Raw genomic sequence first — 23209 nt, 5'->3', positions numbered from 1 at the left:
GAGCGAGGCTTGTCCGCGAATAGGCCAGCAGCTACACCGCATATTTAAGGAATGAACCATGCTGCAACTGATCCTCGGCGGCGCCCGCTCCGGCAAAAGCCGACTGGCTGAAAAACTTGCGTTAGACAGTCACCTCCAAGTGACTTACATCGCCACCAGCCAACCGCTGGACGGTGAAATGAACGAACGGGTCGCCCATCACCGGGCCCGTCGTCCAGCCGAATGGGCGTTGATCGAAGAGCCAATCGAACTCGCCCGCGTATTGCGCGAAAGCGCCCGCGCCGAGCGTTGCCTGCTGGTGGATTGCCTGACCCTGTGGATGACCAATCTGCTGATGCTCGACGACGCCAAACGTCTCAACGTCGAACGCGAAGCCCTGTTGGACTGCCTGGCCTCCTTGCCGGGTGAAATCATTTTTGTCAGCAACGAGACCGGAATGGGTGTCGTGCCGCTGGGCGAATTGACTCGCCGCTATGTCGATGAAGCCGGTTGGCTGCATCAAGCCCTGGCCGAGCGCTGCCAACGAGTCGTCCTGACCGTCGCCGGCCTGCCCCTGACTTTGAAAGGAACCGCGTTATGACTCAATACTGGTGGCTGAACCCGTGCAAGCCGATCGACGCGCAAGCCGTCGAGCAGGCGCAGGCACGTCAACAGCAACTGACCAAACCCGCTGGCTCCCTTGGCCGACTGGAATCGGTGGCCGTGCAAATGGCGGGGCTGCAAGGGCAGGTCAAACCGAGTCTCGATCAGCTGTGGATTGCCATTTTTGCCGGCGATCATGGTGTAGTTGCAGAAGGCGTGTCGGCGTTCCCTCAGGAAGTCACCGGGCAGATGCTGCACAACTTCGTCAGCGGCGGTGCAGCGATCAGCGTGTTGGCGCGCCAGCTCGGGGCTTCCCTCGAAGTGGTCGACCTCGGCACGGTAACGCCGTCGTTGAATTTGCCAGGCGTGCGTCACCTCAACATCGGCGCGGGTACCGCCAATTTCGTCGAAAGCCCGGCCATGACGGCTACCCAGGGTGAACTCGCCTTGCAGGCTGGTCGCGACAGCGTGCAACGTGCGGTCGCCAATGGCGCGCAGCTGTTCATCGGCGGCGAGATGGGCATCGGCAACACCACGGCGGCCAGCGCGCTGGCCTGTGCCTTGCTCGATTGCCCGGTGGTGCATCTGGCCGGGCCGGGCACCGGTTTGAACGCGGCGGGGGTCAGCCACAAAGCCCAGGTCATCGAGCGTGCCCTGGCATTACACGGTGCTCAGCGCGGTGATGCGTTGCAAACCCTGTTCAATATCGGCGGTTTTGAGATTGCGGCGCTGGTCGGCGCATATCTGGCGTGCGCCCAGAAGGGTGTTGCGGTGCTGGTGGACGGCTTTATCTGCAGCGTCGCCGCGTTGGTGGCGGTGCGTTTGAACCCTGGCTGCCGCGAATGGCTGTTGTTCGGCCATCGCGGTGCCGAGCCGGGTCATCGTCATGTACTGGAAACCCTCAATGCCGAGCCGCTGTTGGATCTGGGGCTGCGTCTGGGCGAGGGCAGTGGCGCCGCGTTGGCCGTGCCGTTGCTGCGTCTGGCCTGCGATCTTCACGGGCAGATGGCAACCTTCGCCGAAGCAGCGGTGGCGGATCGTCCGGCATGACGTTGCGACTGGATCTTCTGCGCCACGGGGAAACCGAACTGGGCGGCGGTTTGCGCGGCAGCCTCGACGATGCGCTGACCGACAAGGGCTGGGCGCAGATGCGCGCGGCGGTGGTCGAGCAAGGGCCATGGGATCGGTTGATCAGTTCGCCGCTGCAACGATGTGCGCGGTTTGCGCATGAGCTCGGTGCGCAGTTGGAGTTGCCTGTGCACCTGGACAAGGATCTGCAGGAGCTGCATTTCGGTGCCTGGGAAGGGCAGAGCGCGGCGGCGCTGATGGAGACTGACGCCGAGGGGTTGGGGCTGTTCTGGGCCGATCCGTATGCCTTTACGCCGCCGGAAGGTGAGCCGGTCGAAGATTTCTCAACGCGGGTGCTGACGGCGGTAGCGCGTCTGCACGCGGCGTATGCGGGTGAACGGATCTTGCTGATCAGTCATGGCGGTGTCATGCGTTTGTTGCTGGCTCAGGCACGTGGTTTGCCCCGTGAGCAGTTGCTGAACGTCGAGGTCGGGCATGGCTCGCTGTTTTCGTTGAGCGTCGAGTCATGCGTCCTCCTCAAGGAAGCGATCTGACCATGCTGCCCTTCTGGATCGCCCTGCAATTTCTCAGCAGTTTGCCGATTCGTCTGCCAGGCATGCCGGCGCCTCAGGAACTGGGTCGGTCGCTGCTGTTTTATCCGCTGGTGGGGCTGCTGTTCGGCGCGCTGTTATGGGCACTGAACTGGCTGCTACTGGGCACGCCTTTGTTGCTTCACGCAGCGCTTCTGCTGAGCGCTTGGGTATTGCTCAGCGGCGCGTTGCACCTGGACGGTCTGGCCGATAGCGCCGATGCGTGGCTCGGGGGCTTCGGCGACCGCGAGCGCACGCTGACCATCATGAAAGACCCGCGCAGCGGACCGATTGCGGTGGTGACGCTGGTGTTGGTGTTGCTGCTCAAATTCGCCGCGTTGCTGGCATTGATCGAGCGGCAGCACAGTCTTTTTCTGATGATCGTTCCGCTGATTGGCCGCAGCGCGATGCTGGGATTGTTCCTGACCACGCCGTATGTGCGTGCCGGCGGGTTGGGGCAGGCGCTGGCGGATCATTTGCCGCGTTTGGCGGGTAGGCGGGTGTTGGCGGCCAGTGCGTTGGCGTGTGTACTGATCGCAGGGTTCAGTGGTGTCTGGGCGATTGTGCTGGCGGGGGGGATGTTCGTTTGGTTGCGGCAGGTGATGCTGCGGCGATTGGGCGGCACGACGGGGGATACGGCCGGGGCGATGCTGGAATTGCTGGAGATGGTGGTGCTGGTGGGATGGGCGTTGGTCTGATGGTTTGTGGGCAGGATGTGCCGGTCTCATCGCGAGCAGACTCGCTCCCACGTTGATGGCGTCTTGCATAAATTTAACGTCCACTGAAGATCCACTGTGGGAGCGAGCCTGCTCGCGAAGGCGGTCGACCAAGCACCTCGAATATTTATCAATGAACTCATCTGTAACTTGATTTAACACACTCGCGGGTATATACACGCACCATGCTCGATTCCCAATGTTTATGCATCAACCTGCGTCGCGCCGCCCGTGGCGTCAGCAGGCATTACGACGGCGCTCTCGATGGCTTCGGGATCAACGTTGCCCAGTATTCTTTGCTGTGCAATCTGCAGCGTCTGAATGAACCGAGTATTTCCACCCTGGCCGAAGCCATGGGGCTGGACCGCAGCACCCTGGGGCGCAATCTTCGGGTGCTGGAAGGTGAGGGCCTGGTGGCGCTGGTCGAGGGTGAGGACATGCGTAATCGCATTGTCCGGCTGACCGAGGCGGGCGCAGCTCGCCTGGCCGCGGCCTTGCCTGCATGGGAGGCGGCGCAGCAGCGGCTGGTCGATCGTCTGGGCGCCGAAAAACGCGAAACCTTGTTGCGACTGCTGGACGAACTGGCGTGATGCCGGTTTTTCCGATCTTAAGCGGGTATATACCCGCTACCGGAGAATAAGAATGACCTTGATGTGGCGTACATGCGGTTGGGTGTTGGTGGGGAGTGCGCTGATCCTGGCATTGTCGTTGGGCGTGCGACACGGCTTCGGGCTGTTCCTGGCACCGATGAGTGCCGAATTCGGCTGGGGGCGTGAGACGTTCGCTTTTGCCATCGCCCTGCAAAACCTGATCTGGGGTCTGGCGCAGCCGTTCACCGGCGCGCTGGCCGACCGCTTTGGCGCGGCGAAAGTGGTGTTGGTCGGCGGTGTGCTGTACGCGTTGGGCCTGGTGTTCATGGGCTTGTCCGACTCGGCGGTGACGTTGTCCCTGAGTGCGGGCCTGTTGATCGGCATCGGCCTGTCGGGCACTTCGTTCTCGGTGATCCTTGGCGTGGTCGGTCGCGCCGTGCCCCCGGAGAAACGCAGCATGGGCATGGGCCTCGCCAGCGCTGCCGGCTCTTTCGGTCAGTTCGCCATGTTGCCCGGTACGCTGGGGCTGATCGGCTGGCTGGGCTGGTCCGCGGCATTGCTGGTCCTGGGCTTGCTGGTGGCGCTGATTATCCCGCTGGTGAGCATGCTCAAGGACAAACCGCTGCCAGTGCTCGGCCATGAACAAACCCTCTCTGAAGCGCTGCGGGAAGCCTGCTCCCATTCGGGGTTCTGGCTGTTGGCGTTCGGCTTTTTTGTCTGCGGTTTCCAGGTGGTGTTCATCGGCGTGCATTTGCCGGCCTATCTGGTGGATCAGCACCTTCCGGCCACAGTGGGCACCACGGTGCTGGCGCTGATCGGGCTGTTCAATATCTTCGGCACCTACACCGCAGGATGGCTCGGCGGTCGCATGTCCAAGCCGCGCTTGCTCACCGGTCTGTACCTGCTGCGGGCGGTGGTGATTATGCTGTTTCTGTGGGCGCCGGTGACCACGACCACCGCGTACCTGTTCGGCATGGCGATGGGCTTCCTGTGGTTGTCGACCGTGCCATTGACCAACGGCACCGTGGCGACCTTGTTTGGCGTGCGAAACCTGTCCATGCTCGGCGGGATTGTTTTCCTCTTCCACCAGCTCGGTTCGTTCCTCGGCGGCTGGTTGGGTGGCGTGGTGTATGACCGAACCGGGAGCTATGACTTGATCTGGCAAGTAGCGATTCTCTTGAGTCTGTTGGCCGCCGCCCTGAACTGGCCGGTGCGTGAGCAGCCGGTGGCGCGTCTGCAAACCCGGTTGAGTGCGATATGAACCGTCTCTGGCCGCGAGTGGCGGTGGTCGCTGTCGGTGCCTTGCTGCTGGCCTTGGCCTGGTGGGGCTGGCATCAGGGCGGATTGGCGCTGATGCAGTTGGGCATGGGCGCTTGCTAGGAACAGGCGAGGGCGAGTAACTTCGTTTGTGACCATTAATCAAGGATGCACCGACATGCTGATGCGCTGGATTGCAGTCCCCGCGTTGCTGGTGGCGTTTACCGGATTGGCACAAGCGGCCGAGTGCCCGGAGCTGTTGCAGGGCTCGTTGCCCAAGCTGCGCGCCAAGGAATCCATCGACCTGTGCCAGCGGTTTGAGGGTAAGCCGCTGGTGGTGGTCAATACCGCAAGCTTCTGTGGCTTTGCCCCACAGTTCAAAAGCCTTGAGGCTCTGAATCAGCGTTACAAGGATCAGGGGCTGGAGGTGATCGGCGTTCCGTCCAATGACTTCAAGCAGGAGTCCAAGGACGGCGCTGAGACCGCCAAGGTCTGCTACGTGAACTATGGGGTGACGTTCACCATGACCGAGCCGCAGAAAGTCCGCGGCGATGACGCGACTCACCTGTTCAAGGTCCTCGCCAAACAGACCAGCGCGCCGAAGTGGAATTTCTACAAATACGTGGTCGATCGCAAAGGCAAGGTGATCGCCAATTTCTCCAGCCTGACCAAGCCCGACGATCCCGAGTTCATTGCCGCGGTGGAAAAAGCCCTCGCCTCGCAACCCTGATTGAACGCCCATGAAAAAGCCCCGCCTCTGTACAAGAGAGCGGGGCTTTTTTGATTCAAGCGGCGAGCGTTTCAGGCTCGCCGGGCTTCATCAGAAGCGGTAGGTCGCGCCTACGCCGAAACCATTCGCATAGTTTTCATACTTGGCGTTGTAGTTCTGGCCACGGTCGTTGCTGTTGGTGACCTTGACCGACTCTTCACGCAGGTACGAATACGCTACGTCGATGGTCAGGTCGTCGGTCGGGCTCCAGCCGGCGCCCACGCTGAAAATCTTGCGATCGCCCGTCGGGATGCGTGGGGAACGGTCGACGTTGTTGGTCGGCGCCTGGTCGAAGGACAGACCGGTACGCAATACCCATTGCTTGTTCAACTGGTAGGACGCGCCGATGGCGTGAGCCCAGGTGTCATGCCAGTTCTGTTCTTCGGTGATGGTCCCGAACTGACCGTTCAGGATGGCCGGAACACCTTTGTTATCGACGGTGATTTCTTTCAGGCGGCTCCAGCGCGTCCAGGTGCTGCCTGCGTACAGTGTCCACTGGTCGTCCAGCTTATGAGTCACCGAGAAGTCCACCGATTCAGGCGTGGTCAGGTCCAGCGAGGCGTCGTACTTCTGGCTTGGGTTCTGGCCGACCAGGCCCAGGACGTTGTAGTTGACCTTGGTGTCACCCTCGAGCTTGTACTTCACTTTCGAGTGGTAGGTCAGGCCGACGCGAGTGCTGTCGGTGGCTTGCACCAGAACACCGATGTTGTAGCCCAGTGCGGTGTCGTCACCTTTGATCTTGACCTTGCCGTCCGGTGCGGCCTGGGTGATCGACAGGTTCGATTCCAGAGTGCCGTCGATGCGGTTGATGGTCGGGCCGAAACCGATGGAGACCTTGTCGTTGAAGGCGTAGCTGACAGTCGGTTGCAGGGTGACGATCTTGACTTCGCTTTTGCTGCCGAAGTAACGGCCGGCGAAGCCGTTCTCGTAGTCGGTCACCAGGCCGAATGGCGCGTACATGCCGATACCGAAAGCCCAGTGGTCGTCGATTGGCTTGACGTAGTAGCCCATAGGCACGGCGATGAACGGAACCATGTCGCCGTCGTTGCTGCCGCTGTTCGGGCTGGAGCTGGCGTGGCTGATGTCAGTGTGTGCGTCGAGAAATGCAGCACCGCCGGTGACTTGTTCGCGCTTGAGGCGGGACATGCCGGCAGGGTTGCCAAAAATTGTGCTTGCGTCATCGGCAGAGGAAGATCGCCCGGCAAAACCTGTACCCATCCCGCTGATGCTCTGTTCGTTGATGGCGAAGCCACTTGCGAAAATCTGGGTGGATGCCAAGGTAACAGCGAGGCTAAGTGTGGTTTTGAGCATTACTTTTTTCATTATTAGAACTCCTGGTGATCACCGGGGCGAAAATTACCAACATTTTCGTCCCAGCGCTATAGGCTGTATGGCTTGAGTTAGAGCGGTTTTGTAGGACAATCCGACCAGATTCGCGTCCCGTTGCGGGATCTTTGGAAATCGGTGGATCAGCAGGCAACCTGATTCAGGGGTGAAACACAGGTTTGCCAGGCGTAGGTGAAATCGCGCAGGCGTCCTTGAGGTTGAAAAGTCTGGCGCCAGATTCGGGCCATTCCCAACAAGTCATCCGCGGCGGGGAGGGGAGTGTTCTGTTCTTCTACCAGCAGCCAGGCGATGGCAGTGGCGTAACGCAGGTTGACGATCAACTCCAGGTGAGGCCCGCTGAGAAAGGCATGCTGACTGGCGAGGCCGCGCACGAGGCTCGCGCGCTCAGGGTCCAATGCCAGGTAGTGATCCCAGAGGGCCTGGTGGCGGGGTTCGGCAATTCGGTACAGGCCGTGTCCACGGCGGTCATGCAGGGCGGAACCAAGGGCTGACTGGCTGGCGGCAATGCCCAGCAGAAGGGATTCGGCAGTTGCGCTATGGCGCCCGAGGTAAATCAATGTCGGACGGATCACATAACGGCACAGTTCGCTGGCAGCGATACCCATAAAGCCCTCGAAACATCAAATGGGCGGCGATACCTGAAGGGAGCGTTGGCAGCAGGTTGATCGACTCAGGCTCGCCGGAAGCGGATCAAGCCGCTTGAGTTGAAGTGTAGTGTCATATTCGCGCTGTAAAGGCCTGTTTTTAAAATATTTCCGGCTTCGAGTTATAACCGTTATATCGTTTGGAACTTAGCCGAAGGCTGCGCAATGAGAAATATCGGGCAATAAAAAGCCCCGCTTTTTGAGCAGGGCTTTTGAGGTTTTCAGTCTTTCTGGCGTATCAGGCAACCAGTGCCTGACGGGTACGCTCGATCACGGCCTGCAGCGGTTCTGCGCTGGAGTATTGATCGGGGTACAGGCGTTCGCTGTGACGAGCGATGCCGTGTTCGTTGACCAGGGTGAAGCTGAAGCAGCCTTTGCGAGCGGCCATGATCAGGCAGTTCATTGGAGCAAAAGCGTTGGTTAGGGTGCGGATTGCATCCTGAGTGTGGATTTGAGTAGTCATGATTGGGTGTTCCTACAAGCGACACGGATAAGAGCCGTGCAAAATTAAAACGTTCCAGTGACGACGACCACCATTGGTCGAACGAAGAACCCGACTGGAACAAAGCAGCCAGTTTGAAGCGCTGATAATTGGCGCGCTTGGGCTGGCAGGTAGGTACTTAGGAGGGCAGGCAACACATCAAGGGCAAAGGTTCTGGGCCCGGGGTGAAGATCCTGATCAATTTGCAGGCTGGTTCGGTCAGAGTAAGTGAGCTTCGCAACACCCTTTGCATTCGATTCAAAGGCAGTGTTGGCGCAAGGTTTACCTGGAAACCATCGAGGTGGTCGATCCCGCTTGTTCGGTAGAGGCTTCCGTTGGGAAGGCTGACCGGGAGGATTTGTTCGACCAGAATTGACTTTCAGCTTGGTACTAACGCCGCGGATAGTAACGAATTGAATGGGCGAAGGGAAGCGTTAAAGCAAAATAATTGCCATGCCCTGCTGACACGCTGGGTAATGGGATCATTTCCGACCATTGGTCGTCGCTCGGGCAAACGCCTGGAACAAGGGTTTGCCAAGGTTATCCCCAGAAAATGCCTACAAAACGCTCCGAAAAAACGCATCGATATAACTGCCGCGAAGGTACTTGTGCACATAAGTTGCGCAGACTGTAACCGGACTGTCATCCACGCCACGACCCCAGTGGGTGCCTGTATTGAAAATTTAAGTCAATGAAAAACATCGCTTTTTTTTACTGGTGAAAAAATCGTCAGTTTGACTGCGAGCCCCATTCCACAGGGCTTTGCGCGAGTTCAAGGGCGGTTGTCCACTGAGTTATCCACAGCTTCTGTGGATTGTCCCGAGCGCTTGCTCTAGGACGGGCGTGCCGGGTTTTTTTAGGCTTTACCTGTAAGAAAAAAAGAGTAGAGTGGCGCGCCTTCCGATCTGCCCCACAGTGCTTTATGAAGTTTCGCTCCGTATCAGTTTCTGCTACCTCAACACCTCCCAGTGTTACCCCTCCCAAACGCTTTTCGATGCGCGTGGCGGAGTGGCTGCTCGATAGCCCGCGCCTGGGTGAAAATACCAACGTCAAACATTTCGCCGGACGCTTGCTCAAACAGCCTGCCCGTGAAGGCGTGGTGGCCGCGCAAAGTCGTCTCGGCCAGCTGATGTGCCGCGAATGCGGCAATGCCCGCGATCGCCGCATTGGCCAGGATCTGTTGCGCCAGGCGGCGCGGGCAGGGGACCGGCGTGCTCAACAGGAACTGGGCCTGGTCGAAGACTGAGCTGTCCAAGTCCTGACGCCTTGGTTACCCTTCAAGCTTTATCTCATCGGCAGGAGTCGCTATGGCTATGGACTTGACCAGCATTTTGCTGGGTCTGGCGGGTGCCGCACTGCCCTTGCTGGTACTGGCCTGGCAAATCCAGCGTCGGGCGAGCGTGGGGCAAGCCGAGGTGGCTTTGCTGGAAGAGCGTCTGGCCATGTCGCTACTGGCGCAGGACGGCTTGAACGCTCAGCTCGAAGCCTGCCGCGATGAAATCGGTGATCTTGGCCAGGCTAACGCCGCCAAGCAGGCAGAGCTGGCCGCCATGCGCCGCGAAATCGAACTGCTACAGATAGAGCGCGACGATGCCCGCGATGCGGCTCACGCCTGGAACATCGAGCGCGCCGGCAAAGAAGCCGAACTGCGGCGTCTGGACTCTCAAGCGGCCTCGCTCCAGGCCGAGCTGCGTGAGCAGCAGGACAGCCATCAACAACGCCTTAACGACCTGCAAGGCTCACGAGACGAACTGCGAGCACAGTTCGCCGAACTGGCGGGCAAGATCTTCGACGAGCGCGAGCAGCGTTTCGCCGAAACCAGCCAGCAGCGCCTGGGCCAGTTGCTCGATCCTTTGAAAGAACGCATTCAGTCTTTCGAAAAACGCGTTGAGGAAAGCTATCAGGCCGAGGCCCGTGAACGGTTTTCCCTGGCCAAAGAGCTGGAACGCCTGCAGCAACTGAACCTGCGCCTGAGCGACGAAGCCACCAACCTCACTCGTGCGTTGAAAGGGCAGAAAACCCAAGGCAACTGGGGCGAGTTGATTCTTGAGCGCGTGCTTGAACACGCCGGGTTGGAAAAGGGTCGCGAGTACCAGACTCAGGTCACTCTCAAGGGGCCGGACGGTGAGCGTTTCCAGCCGGACGTGATCATTTATCTACCGGGCGACAAGCAGGTGGTGGTCGATTCCAAGGTCAGCCTCACGGCCTATCAGCAATACGTGGCCGCCGAGGACGATGCCATCGGCCAGATCGCCATCAAACAGCACGTGCTGTCGCTGCGCAATCACGTCAAAGGCCTGTCAGGTAAGGATTACAAGCGACTCGACGGCTTGCACAGCCTGGATTTCGTCTTGCTTTTCGTGCCGATCGAAGCGGCGTTCTCCGCTGCGTTGCAGGCTGAGCCGACGCTGTTCCAGGAAGCCTTCGACCGCAACATCGTCATCGTCAGTCCGACCACGTTGCTGGCGACCCTGCGGGTCATCGACAGCCTGTGGAAGCAAGAGCGCCAGAGCCAGAACGCCCGGGAAATTGCCGAGCGCGCCGGGTGGCTGTACGACAAGTTCGTGTTGTTCATCCAGGACCTGGATGAAGTCGGCAATCGCTTGCAGCAACTGGACAAGGCCTACAGCTCAGCGCGCAACAAGCTGACAGAAGGGCGCGGCAACCTGGTCAGTCGCAGTGAGCAGTTGAAGCTGCTGGGAGCGCGCGCCAGCAAGAGCTTGCCGGCTGATCTGCTGGAACGAGCGATGACCGACGTCGATGGCTTGGCCGAGTTGCCTGAATAGCTGAAAGCATCGCGAGCAGGCTCGCTCCCACAGGGTTTTGTATTGTTCACTCGATGTAGGCAACAACACCGATCCACCGTGGGAGCGAGCCTGCTCGCGAAGGCGTCGGTTCAATCACTACGGGATTAAAACCCGCTCTTACAACGGCAAATGCCGGCTCAACAACGCCCGCAACGCCGCCGGTTTCACCGGTTTGGCCAAGTACTCCAGGCCCGCCGCATGCACCTGGGCCACCGTCTCCGGCCGGCCATCGGCACTGATCACCACTCCCGGCACCGGCTCACCCAGTTGGGTTCGTAACCACGCCATCAACTCGGTCCCGGTCTCGCCATGGTCCAGGTGGTAATCCACCAGCGCCAATTGCGGGCGTACACCGTCCTTCAGCAGCGCTGCACATTCGTCGCGGTTGCGTGCGGTCCAGACCTGGCAACCCCAGCGTGTCAGCAGGCTGTTCATGCCGATCAGGATGCTGTCTTCGTTATCGATACACAGCACCTGCGCGCCGCTCAGCACATGGCCATTGAGCTCGCTGACCTGGGTTGGCGCGACGACTTGAGCCCGCGCCAGCGGTACGCTGACGCTGAACACGCTGCCGCGCCCCGGCCAGGACCTTACACGCAAAGTGTGACCCAAAACGCGACACAGCCCGTCGGCAATCGCCAGCCCCAGTCCCAGGCCTTTCTCGGCGCGCGTCTGGTGGCTGTCGAGGCGTTTGAATTCTTCGAAAATCACTAGCTGCTTGTCTTCAGGGATTCCCGGTCCACGGTCCCACACCTCCAGGCACAACTCGCCCTTGCGCCGCCGGACGCCGAGCAGCACGGGCCCCTTGGCGTAGCGGAACGCGTTGGTCAGGAAATTCTGCAGGATCCGACGCAGCAGTTTGATGTCGCTGTCGATCCGTAATGTGCTGCCCCGAACACGGAATTTCAGCCCTTGTTCCTGAGCCAGTGCCTTGAACTCGGCACCGAGCGCATCGAACAACTCGTTGAGCACGAAGGGTTTGGGGTCCGGGTTGATCTTGCCGTTCTCCAAGCGGGAAATATCCAGAAGATCGCTGATCAGGTCCTCGGCCGAGCGCAACGAGCTGTCGAGGTGATGCACCAGTTTCTGCGCCTCGCTGGACAGACCGTCCTCTTGATGGGAAAGCGCGGCGGAGAACAGGCGTGCGGCATTCAGCGGTTGCATCAAGTCATGGCTGACCGCCGCCAGAAAGCGGGTTTTCGACTGGTTGGCCGATTCGGCGGTGCCCTTGGCTTCGGTCAAGGCCACGTTCAGTTGGGACAGTTCGTGGGTCCGCGCGGTGACCCGCTGCTCCAGGCCTTCGTTGGCTTCGGTCAGCGCCTGCTCGGCCTCACGGAACGCGGTGATGTCCGTGAAACTCATGACGAAACCGCCGCCGGGCATCGGGTTGCCGATCAGCTCGATCACACGCCCGTTGGGAAACAGTCTTTCAGAGGTGTGGGCGCGGCCCTGACGCATCCAGTGCAGGCGGCGGGCGACGTGCACTTCGGCTTCACCGGGGCCGCACAGTCCGCGCTCGGCGTTGTAGCGAATGATGTCGGCAATCGGGCGGCCAAGCCTGATCAGCCCGTCGGGGTAATTGAACAGTTCCAGATAACGCCGGTTCCAGGCCACCAGTTTCAGCGACTGGTCGACCACGCTGATGCCTTGAGTGATGTTTTCGATGGCGCCTTGCAACAGGGCGCGGTTGAACTGCAACACTTCCGAGGCTTCGTCGGCGATCCGCACGACATCCTCCAGTTGCATTTCACGACCTTCGATGGCGGCCTTGACTACCGCACGCGTCGAAGAAGCGCCGAGTACACCCGCCAGCAAGCGTTCGGTGTGGGCGATCCATTCACCGTCGGCGTTCTGGTTCGGGTTGAAGCCTTTGCCTTGGCGGTAGGCAAAACGGATGAAGCTCTGCCGCGCCCGTTCTTCACCGACGAAGCGTGCGGCCAGTTGCAGCAAGTCGTCGATCTGCACTGCGAGCATCGAGCGGGCGCTGGGGCGCGCGCTGATTTCCTGACCGATGAAACGACCGGCCTGCCAGTGTTCCGACACCCTCGTGCGTGACAGCACCGACACCCAGGCGAACAGCGTGAAGTTGGCCGCCAGCGACAGTACGACGCCTTGGGTCAGCGGGGTGAGCGGCAGGTTCAGCGGGTTGCTGTGCAACCAGGCCAGCCCCGGGAAACTGTTCAAGGACAAACCGAGGCTGTGGGCCGCGATCGGCAGAATCAGGGTGTAGAACCAGAGGAATGTCCCGGCGGCGAGACCGGCGAACACGCCCCGGCGGTTAGCCTGTTTCCAGTACAGCGCGCCGAGCATGGCCGGGGCCAATTGGGTCACGGCAGCGAAGGCGATCTGGCCGATGGTCGCCAGGCTCGCTGTGGAGCCGAGCAGGCGATAACTGACGTAAGCCAGCAAAAGAATCACCACGATGCTGACCCGGCGCACCGACAGCATCCACTGGCGGAACACTTCGAACGGTCGCTCGGCGTTGTTTCGGCGCAGCAGCCACGGCAGCAACATGTCGTTGGAAACCATGGTCGACAGCGCCACGCTGGCGACAATCACCATGCCGGTCGCCGCCGAGGCGCCACCGATAAAGGCCAGCATCGCCAGAGCCGGATGGGCTTGGGCCAGTGGCAGGCTGATGACGAAAGAGTCCGGGAGGACCGAGCTGGGCAGCAGCATCTGGCCGGCGAGGGCGATAGGCACGACAAACAGCGCTGCCAGCGCCAGGTAGGCAGGGAACACCCATTTCGCCAGGCGCAAATCCTGAGGGTCGATGTTTTCCACCACCGTCACGTGGAACTGCCGGGGCAGGCAGATGATCGCCATCATGGCCACGCCGGTCTGCACCACCATCGACGGCCAGTTAATGGTTTCCTTCCAGTACGCCTCCAGGCGCGGGGCGAGCATGGCCTGGTTGAACAGGTCGTCGAATCCGTCGTACAGGCCGTAAGTCACGAACGCGCCGACCGCGAGAAACGCGAACAGCTTGACCAGCGATTCAAAGGCAATCGCCAGCACCATGCCACGGTGGTGTTCCGTGGCGTCGAGGTTGCGGGTACCGAAGACAATGGTGAACAGCGCCAGCACCAGCGACACGATCAGCGCCGTGTCCTGGGCGCGGGTGCCCATGGCGTCGGCACCGGCGCCGATCAGCAGGTTCACCCCGAGAACGATGCCCTTGAGTTGCAGTGCAATGTAGGGCAACACGCCCACCAGGCAGATCAGCGCCACCACCACCGCCAGCGATTGGGATTTGCCATAGCGGGCGGCAATGAAGTCGGCGATGGAGGTGATGTTCTCCTGCTTGCTGATCATCACCATTTTTTGCAGGACCCACGGCGCGCAGACCAGCAGCAGGATCGGCCCGAGGTAGATTGGCAGGAATGACCAGAGTTGCTCGGCGGCCTGGCCGACGGCGCCAAAGAAGGTCCAGCTGGTGCAATAGACCGCCAGCGACAGGCTGTATACCCAGGCGCGCACTCGCGGCGGCAACGGTGTGCTGCGACGGTCGCCGTAAAAGGCGATGGCGAACATGATGGCCATATAGGCCAGGGCGACGGCGGCGATCAGCCCGCTGGACAGCGACATGGGAACTCCCGACAAAAGACACCCGGGACTCCCGCCCGGTCAGACAGTCTCGCACGATGGCCGGGGATAGTCAGTGTCGACCAAGGTCGTGGCGTGGTGGGGTGTCGCAGGGTGTTTGTCAGTTGGATTTTAGTGTTTGTGCTGACCTCTTCGCGGGCACGCCTCGCTCCTACAGGTTATGTGTCGTTTACATAATCTGCGAACGACAAAAAAGCCTGTAGGAGCGTGAGATGCGGCGACCCGACTTGCCCGCGAAAACGGCCTCACTGATTCAAAGCAATCTCGATCAACTGATGCAACTCCTCAACCTCCAGCGCCGCCGCTGAAAACAGGATACGAAACACCGTCGGTGCCGCCACCAGGTTGATCAATCGATCAACACTCGGCTTCGGCTGATCCGGGTAACGGTCCAGAATCGTCTGCAACTGCCCGCCAATGATCGTCGTGCAATAGACCGGTGTGAGGCTGCATTGCACGTCGCGAAGCATGTTGCGGCCAGGCTCGGAACTCATCTCGTCCAGGTATTGCTCGGCCCAGGCTCGCACGTCACCGCGCAGGCTGCCGGTATTGGCGGGTTCGCTGTCGGGTTGCATGCGCGCCAGCGCGACGTCTGCCAGCAACACCGACAAATCGCCCCAGCGCCGATAAATGGTCGACGGCGTCACTCCCGCGCGCGCAGCAATTTGCGGGACGGTCACGGTCGAGCGGTCCTGCTCTTCAAGCAGGGCGCGGACAGCCGAATGAATCGACTCTTGCACCCGGGCGCTTCGACCGCCCGGGCGTAAACCTTCTTTAATAGCCATACGGCGGACCTTAACACAAAGAATTTGCTTTAAGCGCGGGGCAGTAGCACACTCCGCAAAAGCAACAAATTAGCTTTTGCGGAGTGTGCGCATGTCCAGCTCGATATCAAACCGTTCCAGCCTGTGGTTCCTGGCGATCACTTTACTGAGTTTTCTCGCCGCTTCCACTGCACCAACGCCCCTGTACCACTTGTATCAGGAACACCTGCAATTTTCGGCGGCGACCCTGACCCTGATCTTCGGCGTCTACGCCATCAGCTTGCTCGCCGCGCTGCTCACGGTCGGTTCGCTCTCGGATTACCTGGGACGCAAACCGGTGATTTTCACCGCTGTGGCGCTGAACATGCTGGCCATGCTGCTATTTATCAATGCCGACAGCGTCGCCTGGTTGATCAGTGCCCGGGTGCTTCAGGGTTTTGCTACCGGGATGGCCACGGCTGCGTTGGGCGCCGCGCTGCTCGACACGGATCGCCAGCAAGGTCCGCTGATCAATAGCGTCGCGCCGCTGCTCGGTATGGCGTTAGGTGCCATGGGTTGTGGTTTGTTGGCCGAGTTCGCGCCGCTGCCACTGCAATTGACCTTCTGGGTGCTGCTCGCGATGTTCGGGTTGCAAGCGCTGTACGTCTGGCGTCTGCCGGAAAGTGTCAGTGCGCAACGTGGCGCATTGGCGTCGCTGCGCCCGACTCTGCATGTGCCCATCCAGGCAAGGCGTGCGTTGTGGCTGGTGTTGCCGATCAACACCGCCGCCTGGGCGCTCGGCGGTTTTTACGCGTCCCTCGCTCCATCCCTTGTGCGGACGGCCACCGGATCGACTTCCAATCTGATTGGCGGTGCGACAGTGGCGGTGCTGACCGTCACCGGCGCGCTGATGATCTACACCTTGCGCAGTCGCCCGGCCGACAAAGTCTTGCGGGTCGGCGCGAGCATTCTGCCCGTCGGTGTGGCGCTGATTTTACTGGCGGTTCACAGCGCCAGCCTGCCGTTGTTTTTCATCGGGACGCTGGTCGCCGGTTGCGGTTTTGGCGCGAGTTTCCTCGGCGCGTTGCGCAGTGTCGTGCCGTTAGCCTTGCCTCATGAACGGGCCGGGTTGATGTCGGCGTTTTATGTGCTCAGTTATCTGGCGTTCTGCCTGCCATCGTTGCTGGCGGGGAATCTGACGCGGGCCTTTGGGCTGGTGACCACGACTGATGGTTATGGCGCGGTGCTGATTATCCTGGCGGTCAGTGCTCTGCCCGCGTTGATGCGTCAACAGCCTGCCAAAGTCTGTGGCGCCGATGCTCGATGACCGCTAGCCTTGGCGTCGCCACCCATTTCAACGGACCACCCGATGAAGATCATCCGCAGCAAATCCTTCACTGCTGACCGCGCCTGGGGCGCCTTGGATATCGCCAACATGAACGGCATCACCACCCGTTTGCACTGGACCGATCAGCCGTATAAATGGCACGTCAACGATGGGCAGGAAGTGTTCGTCGTACTCGATGGCCAAGTGCAGATGCGCTATCGCGACGACGGCGTTGAAAAGGACACGCTGCTCGACATCGGCGACATTTTCTACGCCTCGGTGGGCACCGAACACGTTGCCCATCCACAAGGTGCGGCGCGGATCCTGGTGATCGAGACGGAAGGTAGCGTCTGACGCATATCTACAAAACAGATAACAGTTAGAGATATTACCCGTTATATAGATATTCGATTCGGATCTACCATGGATTCCACCTCACAAGAGGAGAGGAATTCACCATGACATGCCCCAACAGCACCACCCTCGGTTCAAGACCGTTCAGCCATTTGCAGCACCCGCTTGAGGCGATTCGCCAATTCACGCCCAACTGGTTCGCCGCAACCATGGGCACGGGCGTGCTGGCATTGGCGCTGGCGCAATTGCCCGTCGCCATACCCGGACTGAAGGCGGTGGCCGAAGGTCTCTGGCTGCTCAATATCTGCTTGTTCGTATTATTCACCGCCGCGTACACGGCACGCTGGGTGCTGTTCTTCGATGAGGCTCGGCGGATCTTCGGTCACTCCACGGTCTCGATGTTCTTCGGCACCATCCCCATGGGGTTGGCGACCATCATCAATGGCTTCCTGGTGTTCGGCTTGCCGCGCTGGGGCGATGGAGTGATTCATGTCGCCGAGGTGCTGTGGTGGCTCGATGTGGTCATGTCGCTGGCCTGCGGTGTGCTGATTCCCTACATGATGTTCACCCGTCAGGAGCACAGCATCGACCAGATGACAGCGGTCTGGCTGTTGCCTGTGGTTGCGGCGGAAGTGGCGGCCGCCAGTGGGGGCCTGTTGGCACCGCACTTGACCGATGCCCATTCGCAACTGGTGGTGCTGACAACCAGCTACGTGCTGTGGGCCTTTTCCCTGCCGGTGGCGTTCAGCATTCTGACCATTCTGTTGCTGCGCATGGCGCTGCATAAACTGCCGCACGAAAACATGGCCGCCTCCAGCTGGCTGGCGCTGGGGCCGATCGGCACCGGGGCGTTGGGCATGTTGCTGCTGGGCGCCGATGCGCCGGCCATCTTTGCGGCCAACGGCCTGCCGGGCATCGGTGAAATTGCAGCCGGGTTGGGCCTGGTGGCTGGGATCACGCTGTGGGGCTTCGGCTTCTGGTGGATGCTGATGGCGGTGCTGATCACCGTGCGTTACCTGCGCGACGGTATCCCGTTCAACCTGGGCTGGTGGGGCTTCACCTTCCCGCTGGGCGTCTATTCTCTGACGACGTTGAAACTGGGCAGCACCTTGAACCTGGCGTTTTTCAATGTCTTTGGCTGCGTGCTGGTGGCGATGCTGGCGGTGATGTGGCTGATTGTCTCGAAACGCACAGTGCGGGGCGCGTGGCGGGGTGAGTTGTTTGTCTCGCCGTGCATTGCAGGATTAAAGAAATAAGCCGCAAAGATTAGGTAATGTGTGGCCTGGATCGACGTTCGACATTCCAATAGCAAATCGCCAAGCCACTCTTTACCCAATCTCAGGGACCCATGGAAGATGAGCCACCCCTCACAGTTCACCTTGCTTCGCACCCGGCGCTTCCTGCCGTTCTTTGTCACGCAGTCCCTCGGGGCGTTCAACGACAACATCTTCAAGCAGTCGTTGATCCTCGCCATTCTGTACAAGCTGACCATCGACGGTGACCGTTCGATCTGGGTCAACCTGTGCGCGTTGCTGTTTATCCTGCCGTTCTTTCTGTTCTCGGCGCTGGCCGGCCAGTTCGGGGAAAAGTTCGCCAAGGACGCGCTGATTCGACTGATCAAGCTCGGGGAAATCGCCATCATGGCGGTCGGCGCCGTGGGTTTCCTGTTCGATCACCTGTCGCTGATGCTGGTGGCGCTGTTTGCCATGGGCACGCACTCGGCGCTGTTCGGGCCGGTGAAATATTCGATCCTGCCCCAGGCCCTGCGTGAAGAAGAGTTGGTGGGTGGCAACGGGCTGGTGGAAATGGGCACGTTCCTGGCGATCCTCGCCGGGACTATCGGCGCCGGGATCATGATGTCGTCCAGTCATTACGCGCCCATCGTGTCCACCGCGATCATCGCTGTCGCGGTGCTCGGCTACCTGGCCAGTCGCAGCATTCCCCGGGCAGCGGCCTCGTCGCCGCAAATGCGCCTGAACTGGAACATCTTCAGCCAATCCTGGGCCACTTTGAAACTGGGCCTGGGGCAAACGCCTGCGGTGTCGCGTTCCATCGTCGGCAACTCGTGGTTCTGGTTTGTCGGGGCGATTTATCTGACGCAGATCCCGGCCTATGCCAAGGAATGGATGCACGGCGACGAGACCGTGGTGACGCTGATTCTGACGGTGTTTTCCGTGGGGATCGCGCTCGGTTCGATGCTCTGCGAGAAGCTCTCCGGACGCAAAGTCGAGATTGGCCTGGTGCCGTTCGGCTCGTTTGGCCTGACTGTCTTTGGCTTGCTGCTGTGGTGGCATTCCGGCGGTATCCCAGACAGCGTTGCCGGCCACGGCTGGATCGAAATCCTTGGTTTTGGTCACGCCTGGCTGGTGCTGATCGACATTCTGGGTCTGGGGATTTTCGGCGGGTTCTACATTGTGCCGCTGTATGCGCTGATTCAGTCGCGCACCCCCGAGAATGAGCGGGCGCGGGTGATTGCCGCCAACAACATTCTCAACGCACTGTTCATGGTGGTGTCGGCGATTGTCTCGATCGTGCTCCTGAGCATGGTCGAGCTGTCGATTCCGCAGCTGTTTCTGGTGGTGTCGCTGCTGAACATCGGCGTCAACGCCTACATCTTCAGCATCGTGCCTGAGTTCACCATGCGTTTCCTGATCTGGCTGCTCAGCCATTCGATGTACCGCGTGGAGCATCGAAATCTCGATTTGATCCCGGATGAAGGCGCGGCATTACTGGTCTGCAACCATGTTTCGTTTGTGGATGCGTTGCTGATTGGCGGTGCGGTGCGTCGGCCGATTCGCTTTGTCATGTACTACAAGATCTACAACCTGCCGGTGCTGAACTTTATCTTTCGCACGGCGGGGACGATTCCGATTGCGGGGCGCCAGGAAGACATTCAAATCTACGAAAAAGCCTTCACGCGTATCGCTCAATACCTGAAGGACGGTGAACTGGTGTGCATCTTCCCGGAAGGCAAGTTGACCGCTGACGGGGAGATGAGTGAGTTCAAGGGCGGGCTGGTGCGCATTCTCGAAGAGACGCCGGTGCCGGTCATTCCACTGGCGTTGCAAGGGTTGTGGGGGAGTTTCTTCAGCCGCGATCCGGGCAAAGGCTTGTTTCGTCGGTTGTGGTCGCGGGTGACGTTGGTGGCGGGGCCGGCGGTGGCGGTTGAGGCGGCGGAGCCGGCGACGTTGCAGGCGACGTTGCAGGCGATGGTCGGGGATTTGCGTGGGGCCGTTAGATAGTCGGTGACTGTGAGGGCCTCTTCGCGGGCAAGCCTCGCTCCTGCGGGGTTTGTGGCATATCCATCATTCGGGATGCGCCAGAAACCCTGCAGGAAAGAGGCTTGCCCGCGACGGCGATCTAAAGGTCAGGCGCTGACCTTGAGCCCGATCAACCCGGCAATAATCAACGCCACACTGGCCAGCCTGAACAGCGCCATGGATTCACCAAACAAAATGATCCCGGCGATCACCGTGCCCACCGCACCCACACCGGTCCAGATCGCATAGGCCGTGCCCAGCGGCAATTCCTTCATGGCAAGGCCCAGCAAGCCAAGGCTGATGGCCATGGCGGCAACAGTCAATGCGGTGGGGAGAGGGCGGCTGAAACCGTCGGTGTATTTCAGGCCGACGGCCCAGCCGACTTCGAACAGGCCGGCGAAAAACAGAATGATCCAGGACATGAAAGACCTCCATCGATTGACGGGGTCGTCCCCAGATTAATGACTCGATCGAGCCGCGAGGTCGTCCTCGCGTTGCGCCATAGAGTGCCCATCATTAACCCGGGGATCAAGTTTTCGGATTACTCGGCCGCTTGCTGAACCGCGGTTTCCCGGTCTTGTTTTTCGCTCATGCGACGGAAATACGTCGAGAGCAACGCCCCTGAAATGTTGTGCCAGACGCTGAACAACGCACTAGGCACCGCCGCCAGTGGCGAGAAGTGCGCACTGGCCAACGCAGCACCGAGGCCGGAGTTCTGCATGCCGACTTCCAGTGCCAGGGATTTGCGTTGGGCCAGCGGCAACTTGAACAGGCGCCCGGTGAAGTAACCCAGCAGATAACCGAAGCTGTTGTGCAGCATTACCACGGCCATGATCAGCAGGCCGGACTCGGCAATCTTCGCCTGGCTGGCGGCCACCACGGCGGTGACGATGATCACGATGCTCACCACCGAAATCAGCGGCAATACTTCCACCGCATGACGCACCCGGCTGCCGAGCAAACGCTGGGCAACCACACCCAGCACGATCGGCAACAGCACCACTTGCAGGATCGACCAGAACAGCTCCATGAAGGACACCGGCAGCCACGCCGAGGCCAGCAGCCAGATCAGCGCCGGCGTCAGCAGCGGAGCGAGGAGGGTGGTGACGGCGGCGATGGCCACCGACAGTGCCAGGTCACCGCGTGCCAGCCAGGTCATCACGTTCGACGAGGTGCCGCTTGGGCAGCAGCCGACCAGGATCACGCCGACGGCGATTTCCGGTGGCAGGTGAAACGCCTGGCAGAGCAACCACGCCACGCCGGGCATGATCACGAAATGTGCAACCACGCCCAGCGCCACGCGCCACGGATGGCGAGCGACTTCGGCGAAGTCTTCGAGTTTGAGTGTCAGGCCCATGCCGAACATCACCAGGCCCAGCAGCGGCACGATCGCGCCTTTCAGGCCGATAAACCACGTCGGCTGCAAGAACGCCACGACCGCGAAAATCAGTACCCAGTAAGCGAAGGTGTTGCCGACAAAACGACTCAATGCAGCGAGGGCGCGCATGGCCTGATCCTTATTATTAAGTAACACCACAAAAACCAATGTGGGAGCGAGCCTGCTCGCGAATGCGGTGTATCAGTCGACATAAATGCCGACTGTCACAACGCCTTCGCGAGCAGGCTTGCTCCCACAGTGATATCACACGCTTTTAGATCCCTTGCGGAAGCTCTTCACCGCCCAACGCTTCAACCAGCGCCGGCAGGAAGTCGCCGAACGTCAGCATCATCAAGGTGAAGCTGGCGTCCAGCTGGCCGAGGGCTTCTTCGCCGCCGTCCTGCTCTGCCTGGTCTTGCAGCAGGTCTTCGAACTTCAGGCGCTTGACCACCATCTTGTCGTCGAGGACGAAAGACAGCTTGTCTTGCCAGGCCAGCGACAGCTGAGTCACCACTTTGCCGGTGCTCAAGTGCAACTGGATTTCTTCGCTGGTCAGGTCCTGACGCTTGCAACGCACGATGCCGCCGTCTTCGTGGGTGTCGCGCAGTTCGCACTCGTCCAGCACAAAGAAGTCGTCCGCGGCTTTCTGGGTGGTGACCCATTCGGTCATGGTCGCGGTTGGCGACATTTTAACGGTCAGCGGACGTACCGGCAGTGTGCCGATCACTTCGCGCAGGGTCGACAGCAGGTCTTCGGCGCGTTTCGGGCTGGCCGAGTTCACCAGGATCAGGCCCTGTTTCGGCGCGATGGCGGCGAAGGTCGACGAACGACGGATAAAGGCACGCGGCAGGAACGCCTGGATGATTTCATCCTTGATCTGGTCACGTTCCTTTTTGTAGACCTTGCGCATTTGTTCGGCTTCGATCTCTTCGACCTTTTCCTTCACAGCGTCACGCACGACGCTGCCCGGCAAGATGCGCTCTTCCTTACGGGCGGAGATCAGCAGGAAGTCGCCGCTGACGTGCACCAGGGGGGCATCTTCGCCTTTGCCGAAGGGCGCGACGAAACCATAGGTGGTCAACTCCTGGCTTGCACATGAACGCGCCAGTTTGGTGGCCAGTGCAGTTTCCAACGCCTCGGCATCAAAAGGCAGATCTTGGGTCAGGCGATAGATAAGCAGGTTTTTGAACCACATGGGGCGAGTCTCTCCTTTATACAAAGGGGGGCATTATTCTCTTAGCGAAGCCATAGGCCAACCCTTCTCTAAGCCTTTGGAAGGCCTGCAAAAATTATTGTAAAAAGTGCTTGCCAGAGGTTGGGTCGCTCCGTAGAATGCGCGCCACACCGAAAGTGAAGGGTGATTAGCTCAGCTGGGAGAGCGTCTGCCTTACAAGCAGAATGTCGGCGGTTCGATCCCGTCATCACCCACCATTCGCTTTAGTGTTACGCGCAGCGGTAGTTCAGTCGGTTAGAATACCGGCCTGTCACGCCGGGGGTCGCGGGTTCGAGTCCCGTCCGCTGCGCCATATTCGGTAACCTGGAACGCTGAACGCCAGGTCACCACGGAAAAGCCCGCTCAATGCGGGTTTTTTTCTGTCTGTTGTTCCTGCGGAATGTGTTGTTTCACCGGTTTTCAGATTTTTTTGAAGATTTATTCAATTAAATCAACACTTTACGAAAATCTGTGGCA

Annotated in this window: 22 protein-coding genes and 2 tRNA genes; 16 read left to right on the top strand and 8 right to left on the bottom strand. The window is 60.1% G+C overall.

Annotation, left to right across the window (positions count from 1 at the left end):
- Positions 1-58: 58 nt before the first annotated feature.
- The 8 genes from cobU to JIO00_RS20780 all read left to right on the top strand — a co-directional run bounded on the left by cobU (position 59) and on the right by JIO00_RS20780 (position 5533).
- Positions 59-580: a bifunctional adenosylcobinamide kinase/adenosylcobinamide-phosphate guanylyltransferase gene (gene cobU, locus JIO00_RS20810; protein WP_083376021.1), complete on the top strand. Its 522-nt coding sequence runs from the start codon at positions 59-61 to the stop codon at positions 578-580.
- Positions 577-1632 carry a nicotinate-nucleotide--dimethylbenzimidazole phosphoribosyltransferase gene (cobT, locus tag JIO00_RS20805; protein WP_200666760.1) on the top strand — a complete coding sequence of 352 codons (1056 nt, stop codon included), beginning with the start codon at positions 577-579 and terminating at the stop codon, positions 1630-1632. Before cobU ends, cobT begins: the two co-directional genes overlap by 4 nt.
- On the top strand, positions 1629-2204 hold the full coding sequence (cobC, locus tag JIO00_RS20800; RefSeq protein ID WP_200666759.1) for an alpha-ribazole phosphatase family protein: 576 nt from the start codon (positions 1629-1631) through the stop codon (positions 2202-2204). Before cobT ends, cobC begins: the two co-directional genes overlap by 4 nt.
- Before the next feature lie 2 nt (positions 2205-2206).
- A complete protein-coding gene (locus JIO00_RS20795; RefSeq protein ID WP_172791425.1) occupies positions 2207-2938 on the top strand; it encodes an adenosylcobinamide-GDP ribazoletransferase in 732 nt (243 codons plus the stop codon).
- A 203-nt stretch (positions 2939-3141) separates the two neighbouring features.
- Positions 3142-3546, top strand: a complete 405-nt coding sequence (locus JIO00_RS20790) for a MarR family winged helix-turn-helix transcriptional regulator (protein WP_010456776.1) — start codon at positions 3142-3144, stop codon at positions 3544-3546.
- A gap of 52 nt (positions 3547-3598) precedes the next feature.
- Entirely contained in the window at positions 3599-4807 is a 1209-nt protein-coding gene (locus JIO00_RS20785; RefSeq protein WP_200666758.1) for an MFS transporter, read from the top strand.
- Entirely contained in the window at positions 4804-4926 is a 123-nt protein-coding gene (locus tag JIO00_RS29970) for a hypothetical protein (protein WP_010456772.1), read from the top strand. The genes JIO00_RS20785 and JIO00_RS29970 overlap by 4 nt, the downstream gene beginning before the upstream one ends.
- Before the next feature lie 55 nt (positions 4927-4981).
- Positions 4982-5533 carry a glutathione peroxidase gene (locus JIO00_RS20780; RefSeq protein ID WP_010456770.1) on the top strand — a complete coding sequence of 184 codons (552 nt, stop codon included), beginning with the start codon at positions 4982-4984 and terminating at the stop codon, positions 5531-5533.
- Between the two features lie 90 nt (positions 5534-5623).
- Here JIO00_RS20780 and JIO00_RS20775 read toward each other — a convergent pair whose 3' ends face one another.
- The 3 genes from JIO00_RS20775 to JIO00_RS20765 all read right to left on the bottom strand — a co-directional run bounded on the left by JIO00_RS20775 (position 5624) and on the right by JIO00_RS20765 (position 8026).
- The gene (locus JIO00_RS20775; RefSeq protein ID WP_010456768.1) at positions 5624-6895 is read right to left on the bottom strand and encodes an OmpP1/FadL family transporter; all 1272 of its coding nucleotides are present in this window, start codon (positions 6893-6895) and stop codon (positions 5624-5626) included.
- A 146-nt stretch (positions 6896-7041) separates the two neighbouring features.
- The gene (locus JIO00_RS20770; RefSeq protein WP_010456766.1) at positions 7042-7524 is read right to left on the bottom strand and encodes a hypothetical protein; all 483 of its coding nucleotides are present in this window, start codon (positions 7522-7524) and stop codon (positions 7042-7044) included.
- A 277-nt stretch (positions 7525-7801) separates the two neighbouring features.
- Complete coding sequence (locus JIO00_RS20765) at positions 7802-8026, bottom strand: hypothetical protein (RefSeq protein ID WP_008031832.1); 225 nt, start codon at positions 8024-8026, stop codon at positions 7802-7804.
- 940 nt (positions 8027-8966) lie between these two features.
- Here JIO00_RS20765 and JIO00_RS20760 point away from each other — a divergent pair.
- Together JIO00_RS20760 and rmuC are read left to right on the top strand one after the other, a co-directional pair.
- Positions 8967-9290: a sel1 repeat family protein gene (locus JIO00_RS20760; RefSeq protein ID WP_077749798.1), complete on the top strand. Its 324-nt coding sequence runs from the start codon at positions 8967-8969 to the stop codon at positions 9288-9290.
- Between the two features lie 175 nt (positions 9291-9465).
- Positions 9466-10830: a DNA recombination protein RmuC gene (gene rmuC / locus JIO00_RS20755; RefSeq protein WP_200668662.1), complete on the top strand. Its 1365-nt coding sequence runs from the start codon at positions 9466-9468 to the stop codon at positions 10828-10830.
- Between the two features lie 138 nt (positions 10831-10968).
- Here rmuC and JIO00_RS20750 read toward each other — a convergent pair whose 3' ends face one another.
- Both JIO00_RS20750 and JIO00_RS20745 read right to left on the bottom strand, forming a co-directional pair.
- Positions 10969-14439: a hybrid sensor histidine kinase/response regulator gene (locus tag JIO00_RS20750; RefSeq protein ID WP_077749800.1), complete on the bottom strand. Its 3471-nt coding sequence runs from the start codon at positions 14437-14439 to the stop codon at positions 10969-10971.
- Positions 14440-14702: 263 nt separating this feature from the next.
- On the bottom strand, positions 14703-15242 hold the full coding sequence (locus tag JIO00_RS20745; RefSeq protein ID WP_010456762.1) for a TetR/AcrR family transcriptional regulator: 540 nt from the start codon (positions 15240-15242) through the stop codon (positions 14703-14705).
- A 91-nt stretch (positions 15243-15333) separates the two neighbouring features.
- Here JIO00_RS20745 and JIO00_RS20740 point away from each other — a divergent pair, with 91 nt between their 5' ends.
- The 4 genes from JIO00_RS20740 (at position 15334) to JIO00_RS20725 (ending at position 20123) form a co-directional block, all read left to right on the top strand.
- On the top strand, positions 15334-16527 hold the full coding sequence (locus tag JIO00_RS20740) for an MFS transporter (protein ID WP_010456761.1): 1194 nt from the start codon (positions 15334-15336) through the stop codon (positions 16525-16527).
- A 42-nt stretch (positions 16528-16569) separates the two neighbouring features.
- Positions 16570-16881, top strand: coding sequence for a cupin (locus tag JIO00_RS20735; RefSeq protein ID WP_169856710.1), 312 nt, complete (start codon positions 16570-16572; stop codon positions 16879-16881).
- 104 nt (positions 16882-16985) lie between these two features.
- A complete protein-coding gene (locus tag JIO00_RS20730) occupies positions 16986-18137 on the top strand; it encodes a TDT family transporter (protein ID WP_145305829.1) in 1152 nt (383 codons plus the stop codon).
- A 99-nt stretch (positions 18138-18236) separates the two neighbouring features.
- Positions 18237-20123 (top strand): MFS transporter, encoded by a 1887-nt coding sequence (locus tag JIO00_RS20725; protein ID WP_200666757.1) that lies wholly within the window; start codon positions 18237-18239, stop codon positions 20121-20123.
- Positions 20124-20248: 125 nt separating this feature from the next.
- Here JIO00_RS20725 and sugE read toward each other — a convergent pair whose 3' ends face one another.
- The 3 genes from sugE to rdgC all read right to left on the bottom strand — a co-directional run bounded on the left by sugE (position 20249) and on the right by rdgC (position 22714).
- Entirely contained in the window at positions 20249-20563 is a 315-nt protein-coding gene (sugE, locus tag JIO00_RS20720; RefSeq protein WP_010456757.1) for a quaternary ammonium compound efflux SMR transporter SugE, read from the bottom strand.
- A 119-nt stretch (positions 20564-20682) separates the two neighbouring features.
- Complete coding sequence (locus tag JIO00_RS20715; RefSeq protein ID WP_077749803.1) at positions 20683-21648, bottom strand: bile acid:sodium symporter family protein; 966 nt, start codon at positions 21646-21648, stop codon at positions 20683-20685.
- A 145-nt stretch (positions 21649-21793) separates the two neighbouring features.
- Positions 21794-22714, bottom strand: a complete 921-nt coding sequence (gene rdgC / locus JIO00_RS20710) for a recombination-associated protein RdgC (protein WP_077749804.1) — start codon at positions 22712-22714, stop codon at positions 21794-21796.
- Between the two features lie 160 nt (positions 22715-22874).
- Between rdgC and JIO00_RS20705 the strand changes: the two genes are divergently transcribed.
- Together JIO00_RS20705 and JIO00_RS20700 are read left to right on the top strand one after the other, a co-directional pair.
- Positions 22875-22950 (top strand) — tRNA-Val (locus JIO00_RS20705).
- Positions 22951-22968: 18 nt separating this feature from the next.
- Positions 22969-23045, top strand: a tRNA-Asp gene (locus tag JIO00_RS20700).
- Positions 23046-23209: the final 164 nt, after the last annotated feature.

Source organism: Pseudomonas sp. SW-3 (genome assembly GCF_016615645.1).
Lineage (GTDB): Bacteria > Pseudomonadota > Gammaproteobacteria > Pseudomonadales > Pseudomonadaceae > Aquipseudomonas > Aquipseudomonas mandelii.
This window is presented reverse-complemented; position numbering and strand designations above follow the sequence as displayed.